Origin of the sequence: Lactobacillus melliventris (genome assembly GCF_042679465.1) — a bacterium.
Lineage (GTDB): Bacteria > Bacillota > Bacilli > Lactobacillales > Lactobacillaceae > Lactobacillus > Lactobacillus melliventris.
In genome coordinates this window covers 15384-28207 of the sequence record NZ_JBHTMT010000007.1, presented here as the reverse complement: position 1 = coordinate 28207, position 12824 = coordinate 15384, and the positions used below count along the sequence as shown (strand labels likewise).

Genomic DNA, 12824 nt, shown 5'->3' with positions numbered 1-12824 from the left:
CTAAACAAGATAAAATTGAAATCTATCATCTTTGGCATGATTAGCAAATCGGCCCTGCTGAGCTAAGTCAGCGTTATCGGGTTGGCAAATCTAATATTGGTTACTTGTTGGCTTTAATTGACCGTCACGGTCTAGCTATTTTAGATCAGCCTTTCACTGCTTATACAAGTAATTTTAAGGAGCAGGCCCTTAGGCAAATCATAGCTGAACATGAACCCGTTGAACGAGTATCTATTGACTTGGGCTTAAAAAGTAGTGGCATGTTGCCTAATTTGCTGCGCGAATATCGTAAAAATGGGTATAATATCATTGATAAGCAGAGAGGACGCCCGCCTCATGACCAAGCTGATCAAACAGGAAAACCATTGACTCAACCAAGAGAACGAACGCCTACGCCAGCAGAACTTAAAGCTGAAAATCGAGAAAGAATTCGTAAAAAAATTGAGCGTCTTAGTCGACTAGCGGATCAAGAACCGCTATGGCTATCTCTGCATTACTGCAGAGCTTAGATGTCGTGGTTTATTAATCAATCACAAATGGTATTCAGATATAACTGAGTTCAAGCTCAAGGGGCAAAAGACCTATTTATCGCCTATCATTGACGGCTACACCCAAGAGATTATTTCCTATACCATTTCCCGCAGTCCTAATCTTAAGCTGACCATGGGCATGTTAAAAAAGGCCTGGTGCAAGCATCCGGCCCTGAATGGCTTGATCTTCCATATTGATCAGGACTGGCAATACCAAAATGCCCAGTTTCAAGCTTGGCTGAGAAACCATGGCATTAGCCAATCAATGTCACGCAAGGACAATTCGCTTGATGATGGGTTAGTGGAAGACTTTTTCGAAATATTGAAACGAGAAATGTTTTATGATTTTGAAAATCAGTTTAGGAATCTCACTGAACTGGAAGACGCAAGAAAACGCAATCAGAGACTACATTGAGTATTACAATCAGAAAAGAATAAAAATCAAACTAAAAGGACTAACTCCGCTTGAATATCGGAAGTTAGTCCTCAGTTAGCAGCTAATAAAGTGTCCTAATTTTAGGGTTCACATCAAAATAAGTGACTTGCCTTTTTACTTTCTATTCACATTTTTTCAAAATTCATCTTCAAATGCTCTACTTAGTAAACTATCATTTACAACAGTAATTTTGCTTGTTTCAACATTTTTGTCCGAATTAACTTCTTCTTCAATTGTATTTTGATTCTTTTTCTTTTCACTATTATTATTTTTAACTTCAGAATTATTTTTTTGCTCATCACTCAAACAATATTCTTTTCTTGCTAACGCAATAAGCAATTTGTCTTGTTGTTCTCTTGATATGCTCCTGTCATTTAAAACTTCCTTAACTGTTTGATACTTAGTTTCAAACTTTTCATTAAAAAACTTATCTTCAATTTGTTTTCGTATATGTGTTCCGGGATTAGCTGAAAAGCTGGTAACAACCATATATTGAACATTAATTTTTCTGGTTTTATCAAGAGGATTAACCTCTAAATTACTTCTTAGATAGCCATTAACTATCAATCCATCCCCTTGCCGATAATGTTTAATCGCATACTTAGCTCCTCGAGTACAAAAAATCAAATTTATATAGTTGTTAATAGCATGACGCTGCCCTTCTTGTTTGTCCCAGTATACATTGGTTTCATAGCAAAACTCTGATAAATAAATGTAATTCTTATTATTTACATAATCTTCTTTTTTGCTATCAACCTTTTCTTCTTTGACCTTGATTGGGTCAACCATTGGCTTTGGATTTTTTGATAAATTTCCAATTAAAGTAATACTAGATAGTCCTTTAGTAGTATAGCTCTCTGTTCTTTTTTCTAATAGATCTGAATCAATTTCATAAACTGAGTTACTGCATCTTTTTAGTACATCAGCTAAATTTTCATTTTCTAAATTTACTGCAAGTATTTTTACCTTGTTTTGCATAATACCTTTCCTCATTTTCTATTTCCCTAATTAATTTTTCTTCTGTCGTTTTCCTTGTAATCACAACCTTCCCGTATAAAAAAGGGAACATTGAAATTGCTCAATGTTCCCTTTTTACTTACTATTTTGCTCATTTCGTTTGACCTTTAAGATCAACATTTGCTAATTATTCATGCCTCATTTGAAGCTATCTGAAATAAACTATCTTTAATTTCTATTTAGAAATTCCACAGTTTTAATCTGTGCATCATGAAATTTGATATAGTTTACTTTATCATTATACATCTTCTATTTGATGGCTATTATCTTTCTTGTCATAATTTTTTCGAAAGTCCTTCCAATCAGGATCACCATACAATCTTTCAATATTTTTTTCAAAATAAGCTTGTGCAGATTTGCCACCTTTTATTCTTGCACGATGGTCTTTGATTAACTGCTTCTCTCTATCCAACTCATCAGACTCTTTAAACAAACTATGCAGAATTTCTTCGGGTGACATAAACCCCTGACATATTTTTTCTCCATCAATATTCTCAACAAGTCTGTCTGGTGAATCTAAATCATATTGTCTAGCTAAGGCTTCATTAAACCATGATGAACGCATATGATTATCTTTTTCGTTCCAATTAGTTTTAGGATCAATATTTAGTTTTGATCTATTTTCTCCATCAGTTGGAATTATAGAAACCTCAGCATTTGGAATAATAATTGCTGCACTTTTAATATCGTCTGATGGAAGATCATGTACCAGCACTTCCGAAATATCAGTAGTTAAATAGTCTAATGCTTCTTTTGTACTAGAAAACTTTTCTGTAGTAAAAATCCCATCATTAACAAAGAACGTAATTCTCATATTAAACTCCTTTTCATTTTCTTTTATTGACACTATTAATTTTATCAACGATCCTTTTAGTTTTCAGAATTATTCCTGTAAAATCATAATTTTTTGGATTCTTTTATCATAGTTGAATTGCCCTTATTTTCTTTATGACCGTACTCCATCAAATAAGCCTTGAAATTTCTCGGATAATTCCATAAAGCATTACTTAATTTTGCTGTAGCAACTGCATAATCCCATCTACCTGGCTTGTTTCTTTTTTTTATCGGTATTTCCTTTAAATGTATGCCACCTTTAGATAGATTGATAACCTCATTACTAGATAAAGTTGCATAGACTAAATAGCCGTTCTTGCTTTTTTGTTGAAGCAACAAATACCTTAAAGCTTTTAGGTCGTCAAAGCGCAAAGGTAGCAGTCCTTGCTTTTTTCGAATTAACCTAAAAAAGTTATTAATAAAACTTCTTTCTTTCACAAAACTTACTTCAAGAGACTTTTTGTTTACATCATAATCTCCATCATATAAATGCCAAGTTTCAGATCCGCATTTAGCATCAGAAAAAAAGTAAAACTTTTGTACAGCCTCATCAGAATCTTTTTTCATTTGATGACTTTTAGCATTATTCCAATAATTACAAATTATATACAAAAACAAACACATACTTGAAATGTTTAAAGACAATATCTTAATCGTGAGTTCCGGGAACATCCCTAAAATTCCAAATATTATTCCTACTTTCAATATTATTTGTGCGATCGTACAAGTTCTTCTAAAAGCATGGTAGTTTTTGTAATGCGTCATTTTATAAGCTATATCTATTAATGTTTGTCTTACACTCTTTTTGTCCATTTACTTTTCTTTCTTAATTACAAAAATTAATTGCAGTAACTAACTGCTGGTAATTAATTTTTATCTTCTTTATTTAAGTCATAATCTCTTGTATTACTGGCCTTTTGGAAAAACCTCCAAATTATTTTCTCTAAGTGATACTTTTATATATATTTCAAATTAGACAAGGCGATTATTACGTATATTTACAATTCTCAAAGATACAAAGGATCTATATCTTTAAACCAAAATGACTTAACTCTGCTACACATGATTTGTGATTTAGGTTTTGTATCATTGCAACAGCTGAATATGCTCTATTCAGTAATACGGCGTTATCCTGCACAATTATCACGTTCTATTTTAGCTAAATGGTGCCAATTTTCTGGATTACTCCTTAAACATAGAATGCCTAAGACTAATTCATTATCAGCAATTACAATACCAGTTTACATACCAACCAAGGGTTGCCGCTCCTTTCTAAAAACACAAGGCATCTCTTTAAGTTCAGATTCTAATGTGAGTGTTAATAGTCATAATTTGCAATCTATTGAAGTTGTAGTTCAAGCCATTTATGCAGCGACTTTTAAATGCTCTTTATATGCTACTCCTAATAATTATTTTCTTTTTGATGATATATCCGCTCTATTAATTGATCCAGATAGCTCCATCAAAGTAATTAATCCAGAAATTAATTACCAGACACGCTACCAGAAGCTTTTAAAACAACAAATTTCAGAGAACTATATTCAGAATGATCGAGCCCATTCTTTAATCCAGAAAAGAGAACCAGAGATACAAACCAGAAACAAAATGAACAGCACACTGACATTTAGAGAACAAGAATGGTTAACAAAGTATTATGAGATTTTATCAAATATAGATGTTACTGATACGAATACTTTAATTTCTTTATCAATGAAAATCTTGCTCGACTCTTTAATAGATGGAGGTATAAATAATACTCTTCTATCAAAGCTAAAAAACAATATTAATTTGTCCCATGAAGAAGCTAATGATTTACTCAAAAATAATTTTGATCGAAATACTATAAATGCAAATATAGCAATTAAAGATAAAACCGAAAAAAGTAAAAAACAAATTAGTAACACCTACAAGTTAAAATACGAAAATAATGGGCAAAAGTTTCTAGATTTTATTCTTTCTTCAAATGAACCAAAACAAAACTGTATATCAAAAGCCGAAAATAATCGGAAAATGTATGACAATAACGGAAAAGAGACACAAATAAATCAAAATGAAACTAAGCTGAACTATGTTGAAGTATGTAAATGTCATACTAATAACCACACATTACAAAATAAGAGCCAAATTAGTAGTAATGAAAATATTTCTAAACTCTCAAAAAATAAAAAAACAAGGTATAAATTGATTACCTCGATTAGTAGTTATAATTTGCTATATTCAGCTGGCCAATCCTGCAGTGTCCAACAAAATAGCTATCGATACCCATTAGCAAAAATAGATAATATTGGGCGAAATCTTAATTTAATTAGTAATCCTCAAATAAATATAAATAAGTTCGATTTTAGTAGTTTTAAAAACCAGTATAATTATCACCAATACACTTTTGTTGCAGATCAAGTAATTAGCTTTACAAGACATGATCGACGCCAAGAAATTTTTATTGAACTGGATAATAGAACAGAAGGTAATGATACTCAAATACAGAAAATACTGAACTATATTAGTTATGCGCTAGATCATCCCCAGAGGGATGTTTTATTGGTTATGGCAATTACAGATGGCTCTTTGTATTCAAAAAGGATGCCTAAATACACTAATATTGGACGTAAATTAGGATCACTTAGTAGTAAATTCCTAATGTCATTTTTAAAGGATACAAAAGAAAAAAAATTTTTTCTTTATCAAATGTACAAACAAGCAAATAACTTAAAAATAGCTCTAACAGGTGTTTCCGAAGCACATATAGACATTAGTCAGTTTATTTTGGGTAGCAACTACTCCCTGGACTACTTAAATTCAATTAACCAGTACATTTGTCAACTTAGTGAAAATACCGAATGGAATGTCTCTTTCAAGCCCTCTAATGAGTTTAAGACAATCTTGCAAAACCAAGAACTATTGAATAGCTCTCTTAACGATTTAAAAATTGAGTACAAGAAAAATTCTCAAGGAAATGGTATTTGGCGCTACATTAACACTTCTTCTTTTTCTCCTTTTTTGGGACGATTAAAAATAAAACATAAGTTAGAACGTAAGGAATTCTATCAGCCAATTATTGCTGGGGATGAACATAGCTTAGACACCATTATCAAGACATATGAACAAATTTACAGCACCAAAAAGGATTCAAATGTCTGTCCTCCAATGATTCTTTATCCAACACGTGAGCGACCCGTAACAGCTATCACTCTTAATCAATACAGAAAATTATATAAATGGACATCAACATGGAATCCAACTATTCCGGTCCTTGTTCAACCAAGAACGTCAATAAACAACAATGTACAACTTCATCGTGAACTAAGATGGCTCACATTACAGTTTGATCTTGATATATATAACTATTTTAAAATTGGCGCTGTCAACAAGGCAGCGTTGAAGCAATATCCTGACTATGGTCATAATTTTGTTAAGCCTTTAAAGTGGTCTATTGGCAGTAAGCCTCGGAGTTATGCTAATTTACATAAATTAGCAATTAGATTAAATAAAAAAGAATTCATAGATCAACTACGACTATCAGAAGTGCCGCTCGGTTTATTCAAATTATTACTTAGTCGCTGGCCGAAAGGACAATATTCGTTGCCTTTAATTTCTCATTTAGACTATTGGGATAATACCCAATGTATAAATAACCGCCCTATTTTATCGGAAAATATTTTTAATCATGTATATGGACTAAATGCAATTACTCCTAATGCTAGAACTAAGTTAACTTTACCTAAGTTAGAAATTTAAAAGAATAAAAGAAAAACCCTAGGCAAAGCCTAGGGCTGAAGATTGTAGAATTATCTTTCACACATTAATTTTTATACTAATAAATAACTGGAGTATATCTTGCTTAATTTACACTAGTTAATTTATAGTATTTCTACAATCTACTCGCGTATTATATCATTCAATTATTATTTTATTCATCAAAAAAGTTCGAAGTTATTTCATTTTATCTAATCTTAAAAAACTTAAATAAGCTTTAAAATTACGGCCTTTTTGTCAAGTATACAATGGTATCTTTATATATTATTGTATTATTTTTAACATTGAAATATATTTTTAAATTCATTGATTATTATACTTGCTGCTACCTCTATTAACATAAATACAAACCTTAATCTTGCAAAACTTTTTAGGTTTTTGGTAATTATGAATTATCAATTCTTATTTTCAATTTCCTTTTATCATTAATTTGTAAAAACTATAATTTATAATTTTTGAGAGGAAACAACAATATGCAATCAAAAACAAGAAAAATTTTTTTACGCACCAGCACCGCTATGGGAGTGACCCTAATTTGTGCCGGCACTATTAATAACTATACACAAGTAATGCACGCTGATGAAACTGTCACCTCTCAGCAAAATGGTATCGACACTGGAAATTGGACTGCTGTTGATAAGGCTAAAACTATAACACGTACTATTCATTTTATTGATGAAAATGGTAAATTAGTAGCGCCTGACGTTATCGAAAGACACACTGGGGAAATTTTTTCTGCTAAAAACGGTTCTGACAAAAGAGCTTTCGCAATTGTTAATGGCAGTCCTATAAATGTTATACCTAAATTCACTGCTGTAACATCTCCTACTATTCGAGGATTCCAACTTAAAGATAACAAATTTAAAAATATACCTGAACAAGGCTGGTCTTTAGATGGAACACAGACAACGGATCCTAAAACGGGATTCTATACAAACTTAGCACAAGATGAAGTTATCAATGTTGTTTATACAAAAGATAACAGTCAAACAGACAATTCATTACAAAATGCTGTTCCTGTAGCCGGCTATACCGTATTAAACGTAAAGACCTTGACAAGAACTATTAACTATGTAGACGGAATTGGAAACAAATTGGCCACTTCTGTTGTTGAGTCAGTTAAATATGAAACTGTAGCATCCTCAAGTCTTACACCAAAAGAACAAAATGAAACTAAGAATCAAAAAGTCGCCATTGTTAATGTAATACGTGACACTGCTGGAAATATTACCACTCAAAACACACATATCTTAAGTACACCAGCATATAGACTTAAAGATGTAGCATCTCCAAAAATTAATGGCTACAAATTACAAAATAGAAATTTTAAAACTCTGTCCGGTCAATATATGTGGTTATCTGATAAACCATACGTACATGCAATACTAGATAATGGACTGCCTCAATACATGGTTCAGGATGAAATAGTCGATGTTGTATATGTACCAGGAAAAGAAACTAACGGCAAAGAAAATAGTCAAAATTCTTCAGCTATAACCGGTAATGATAAGACAGATAAAAATAATAGCAACGATTCAGAAAACAAGTCAAATGACGGCAGTTCTTCCAGGGATGCTAAAAACAATAGCACTAATAATTACGACAATACTTCTTCAACCAATACTGGATTGGATGATAATTCAGAAAATGTATTACCACAAACAGGTAATACAAAATTTTCAACTTCTTTATTAGGATCTGGACTAGCTCTGCTTTTCACTGCTGCTATAGGCTATTTGTCAGAATTTAAGAAAAAAATATAAGATAAAAATTTACTTCTTTTCCCATTTCAAATACTACTTATAAATTCCAAAAAAATAAAAAGGCACTTGTCATGATATGACCCCCAAATTTAGGACAAATTTGGGGGTCATTTTTATGTCTAAATTATCTAAACAAGATAAAGTTGAAATCTATCATCTTTGGCACGATTATCAAATCAGCCCTGCTGAGCTAAGTCAGCGTTATCGGGTTGGCAAGACTAATATTAATTACTTGTTAGCTTTAATTAGCCGTCACGGTCTAGCTGTTTTAGATCAGCCTTTCACTGCTTATACAAGTAATTTTAAGGAGCAGGCCCTTAGGCGAATCATAGTTGAACATGAGCCTGCCCGTCGAGTGTCTATTGACTTGGGCTTAAAAAGTAGTGGCATGTTGTACAACTGGCTGCGCGAATACCGTAAAAATGGGTATAATATCGTTAACAAGCAGAGAGGACGACCGCCCCATGACCAAAAGAGAACAGCTGATCAAACAGGAAAATCATCGACTCAAGCAAGAGAACGAACGCTTACGCCAGCAGAACTTGAAGCTGAAAATCGAGAACGAATTCGTAAAAAAATTGAGCGTCTTAGTCGACCAGCGGACCAAGAACCGCAAGCCGCGGAAATAGCCCAGGCAGTTACCCAACTAAGGCGCGAGCTTAAAGTCAGCGTAACTTTTATTCTTGATGCCATTAATGCCAATCCCAATCTGCCCCATCTATCTCGCAGTAATTATTACTACACTTTAAAGAAGAAGGACAAAGAGCAGGACAATCGAGAAATAATGGCTGAAATCAAAGCTATCTATGAAGAACACAAGCACCGCTATGGCTATCGCCGCATTACTGCAGAGCTCAGGCGTCGCGGTTTATTAGTCAATCATAAAAAGGTGCAGCACTTAATGAACAAGCTGAAATTGTTTGGCATAGTCAGTAAACGCTGGCACAAATACAGCAGCTATCGCGGCACTCAGGGTCCGATTAAGCCTGACCTGATTAAACGCAGCTTCAGTGCGGTTTATCCCAATCACAAATGGTATTCAGATATAACTGAGTTCAAGCTCAAGGGGCAAAAGACCTACTTATCACCGATCATTGACGGCTGCACCCAAGAGATTGTTTCCTATACTATTTCCCGCAGCCCTAATCTTAAGCAGACCATGGATATGTTAAGAAAGGCCTGGGACAAGCATCCGGCACTGAATGGCTTGATCTTCCACACTGATCAAGGCTGGCAATACCAAAATGCCCAGTTTCAAGCGTGGCTGAAAAACCATGGCATTAGCCAGTCAATGTCACGCAAGGGCAATTCGCTTGATGATGGGTTAATGGCAGGCTTCTTCGGGATACTCAAGCGAGAAATGTTTTATGGCTTTGAAAAGCAGTTTAAGAATCTCACTGAACTGGAAGACGCAATCAGAGACTACATTGAGTATTACAATCAGAAAAGAATCAAAATCAAACTAAAAGGACTAACTCCGCTTGAATATCGGCAGTTAGTCCTCAGTTAATAGCTAATATAAAGTGTCCTAATTTTAGGGTTCACATCATCAAAGTGTCTTTTTTAGGGGTATCAATATTAATTGACGCATCAGTCGGCAAATTAGTCAAGCTATGTTAAATAATACTTGTTCACTAACTTTGTTCTTAAATTCTAGATTTAAGCCATTCTAGATATTCACTAACATAGTCCTCTGAAAAGATTTCCGAATTCACATTGTTTTTATTTAGCACATAACCTAAAATTAATCTTTTTGTATGTGGAAGTGGTTTTAGTTGTTGACGACTAATTAATCTTACATTTTTGGGCTCTGTTAATTTATAATCTTCCTTTTTCGAGTGAGCTTGACCTTTATAATAACTTCGAGTTTGTGCTGTAAAAGTCAGTTGATCTCCTTTTTCTAACTCGCCAACTTTTCTAAAATTAATGCTGTATCTGAACCACATGTGATCTGCAATTAGGTTATAGCTTTCATCAACTATATTTTTTAAACAAATTGTTGGCGATGGCATTGCATCTTTGTGAGTGAAATAACCGACTCGATCAAATACCGCCTTGTATTTCTTGACTTTGTTATCTTTTAATAATTTATTCTTTAAATTCTTTCGCATTTCTTTATACAAATTCTATATCAAAAAAGTTTATAATTTACCGATGAAATTTATTACTAACATAGCATTTGAAACTATAAATAGTTTATTAGAGGTGCGAAAAATATTTTTGTATAATTTGTAGAAAAAATAATAGAAAACTCTACTATATAAAAGTTTAAGTTTTCTATTGTTATAATATAACTTATACTTCACATCTCAAGATAATTTTAAAATAGAAAATGATTATGGCTTATAAAGTCACGAAACTATATTATATTCAACAAATATTTTTTTCAGTTAATCATCAAATAGACTTTTTATTTCTTCATTTCGATTATCTTGCCCACGTTTATTTTCCGCAAATACATTAACTGCATCCTCTTTTAAAACCTTGTGAACTCTGTCCTCATCAAAATCACGATTATTTGGAGTTGTAAAATCAATTACTGCGCTTAAAACAGTATCTTTAGCAGGCTCAGATACACTAGGCTTTAACCTCTGCTGCTTTGCTTTTTCAAGTTCTTTTTGCCTTTTACGCAAGTAAAGTTCTTCTAAAGCCACGAAATCATCAATATCTCCTTCAGTCAGCGCTCCCTCTTTAAGCAATTTGCTATAAAAATTAATTACGTCAAGAACTTTATTTGAGCTATAATTCCAGACCGAATCAAGGTGACTACTTATAAGAATTGGTCTTGTCTTTTTGCGAAGATCCTTAAAATTATCCAAAAAATAAGTTCCCCGATGAGCAGATCTATATTTTTTATAAGTGGTTCCTAATTTTAACTCTCTGTAGCGATCGATAGCATCACATTTTTGTTTCACATTTAACCAAGGATTAGTACGAATATTATAAATAGCAACACTTTCTTCTAAAACAGTATTTTTCCTGAAATCTTTTGAAAGTCTAGCTTCGGGTCTCCATGTAAATTGATACGCTGCCGTTTTTCTACCACGCTGCCCTTTTCTATAGATTACAGTAAGATTTAGATTTTGGAAATACGGTGATAGTTCCTCCATACAAGGAATCAAAACCCGCTGCTTGATATTGTTCGTCTGATATGTTTCAGGTATTTTCATTATCTGTCTAAAATTTTCATAGGTGAATTTTCTAATACCTGTAGTCCTAAACTGCTTTAGCTGACGGAAAAGTGCTTTTGAATATCTGGCCTTTAGACGCACATATTGTGACAGTGAAAAACGAGTCCAACTGTCAACGTCATTGAATAAATGCCTAAACTCTTCTTTAATTTGAACATAACACTCTAAATCATCTTCAAATACTATACATTTATCAAAAATACTTCCTACTTCTTTGTATCTGCGACCTGTTTTTGCATCTTCTTTTTCAATAGTTTCCGTAATCTTTGTAAATTTATTAAAAGCTTTGGTAATTTTGTTAACCAGTTGCTTCATGGATGTATTCTGCCTATAGCCTATTAATGTTTTAACCTTGCGACTACTAAATTTGATAATATTGCCGCTCTCTCCATAAATCTGACTAATACAAGCATAAAACAAATTATTTTCAAACTCAGTAAAGGTATCAACCACACCAAATAAGTCAACTTCATTTACTCGATTTCCAAACTTTACCATATTAGATAATTGCTTTTTTTCAACAATAGGGTCTTTTGCATTGGTAACAAGATCTTTTTCAGAAAGAAGTTCAATATTTTCAACTTTTTTTTCATCCTTGGATTTAGACATAATTTTAATCCTCTCGTAGAACGGCTTTTTAATACTATTTATTGTAACATGTGTTGTATAGATGTTACAAGTAATGACTGATTATGTTTTTGCTACGTCTACATTTAAGATAACTTGGTTAAGAGTTAGACTTTCCCCCTGCGTTACTTTTATTTAAAAGCTTGATCATACTTTTAAATTTTGTTTTACATATATCTTTCCTTTTAAGTTGCTTCTATTCAGTTTTGCTAATTCATGATCACATACTTTTACTACCAAAATTTTAAGAAATCTATTAAATTGGTCCTTTAGGCTATATTCTCAAGTTACTTCAATTGAATAAAAAACAAATTATTGCAATTTTTCATCATATTTATTTTATCGCAACTATTTAGTCTAAAACTTGTCAAACCAGTATCTTTCGTTTTTCCTCAAGTGTTACCTTTAACAAAATATAAAAGCCAAAAGAATCTTGCTTTACTTTTATCGCAGCCATTAGCTATAAAGCTTGTCAAATCAGTGTTTGGTAGTTTTCCTCTCACGTTGCCCTTAATTAAATATAAAAACTTAAAACACTTTTACCTTATTATTATCGCAACCATTAGCTATAAAGCCCGTCAAATTAGGGCTTAGTGATTTTCCCCTCACGTTACTTCTTTTATTGAAAAGACACTTTTTCCCATTCTGAAACTATGCTAATATCGCATCTTTT

At 32.6% G+C, this 12824-nt stretch carries 9 protein-coding genes and 1 pseudogene; 5 read left to right on the top strand and 5 right to left on the bottom strand.

Annotated elements, in window-relative coordinates; all coding sequences use genetic code 11:
• The first annotated feature begins 107 nt into the window (after positions 1-107).
• Together ACFQ32_RS10300 and ACFQ32_RS10295 are read left to right on the top strand one after the other, a co-directional pair.
• The gene (locus ACFQ32_RS10300) at positions 108-509 is read left to right on the top strand and encodes a hypothetical protein (RefSeq protein WP_052724683.1); all 402 of its coding nucleotides are present in this window, start codon (positions 108-110) and stop codon (positions 507-509) included.
• A 34-nt stretch (positions 510-543) separates the two neighbouring features.
• A pseudogene (locus tag ACFQ32_RS10295) lies at positions 544-1024 on the top strand (IS3 family transposase); the annotation flags it as partial.
• A 77-nt stretch (positions 1025-1101) separates the two neighbouring features.
• Here ACFQ32_RS10295 and ACFQ32_RS08070 read toward each other — a convergent pair.
• From ACFQ32_RS08070 to ACFQ32_RS08060, 3 genes are all read right to left on the bottom strand, one after another.
• Positions 1102-1959 carry a hypothetical protein gene (locus tag ACFQ32_RS08070; protein ID WP_143435142.1) on the bottom strand — a complete coding sequence of 286 codons (858 nt, stop codon included), beginning with the start codon at positions 1957-1959 and terminating at the stop codon, positions 1102-1104.
• Positions 1960-2221: 262 nt separating this feature from the next.
• Complete coding sequence (locus ACFQ32_RS08065) at positions 2222-2797, bottom strand: hypothetical protein (RefSeq protein ID WP_046325794.1); 576 nt, start codon at positions 2795-2797, stop codon at positions 2222-2224.
• 83 nt (positions 2798-2880) lie between these two features.
• A complete protein-coding gene (locus tag ACFQ32_RS08060; RefSeq protein ID WP_046325793.1) occupies positions 2881-3630 on the bottom strand; it encodes a hypothetical protein in 750 nt (249 codons plus the stop codon).
• Between the two features lie 276 nt (positions 3631-3906).
• Here ACFQ32_RS08060 and ACFQ32_RS08055 point away from each other — a divergent pair, with 276 nt between their 5' ends.
• The 3 genes from ACFQ32_RS08055 (at position 3907) to ACFQ32_RS08045 (ending at position 9843) form a co-directional block, all read left to right on the top strand.
• Positions 3907-6552 carry a hypothetical protein gene (locus ACFQ32_RS08055; protein ID WP_143435140.1) on the top strand — a complete coding sequence of 882 codons (2646 nt, stop codon included), beginning with the start codon at positions 3907-3909 and terminating at the stop codon, positions 6550-6552.
• 491 nt (positions 6553-7043) lie between these two features.
• Entirely contained in the window at positions 7044-8333 is a 1290-nt protein-coding gene (locus tag ACFQ32_RS08050) for a mucin-binding protein (RefSeq protein WP_046325791.1), read from the top strand.
• Between the two features lie 115 nt (positions 8334-8448).
• Complete coding sequence (locus ACFQ32_RS08045) at positions 8449-9843, top strand: IS3 family transposase (protein ID WP_046325790.1); 1395 nt, start codon at positions 8449-8451, stop codon at positions 9841-9843.
• Between the two features lie 136 nt (positions 9844-9979).
• Here the strand turns inward: ACFQ32_RS08045 and ACFQ32_RS08040 are convergent, their stop codons facing one another.
• Complete coding sequence (locus ACFQ32_RS08040; RefSeq protein WP_046325789.1) at positions 9980-10444, bottom strand: hypothetical protein; 465 nt, start codon at positions 10442-10444, stop codon at positions 9980-9982.
• A 279-nt stretch (positions 10445-10723) separates the two neighbouring features.
• Positions 10724-12133: a replication initiation protein gene (locus ACFQ32_RS08035; RefSeq protein ID WP_046325788.1), complete on the bottom strand. Its 1410-nt coding sequence runs from the start codon at positions 12131-12133 to the stop codon at positions 10724-10726.
• Between the last annotated feature and the right edge of the window lie 691 nt (positions 12134-12824).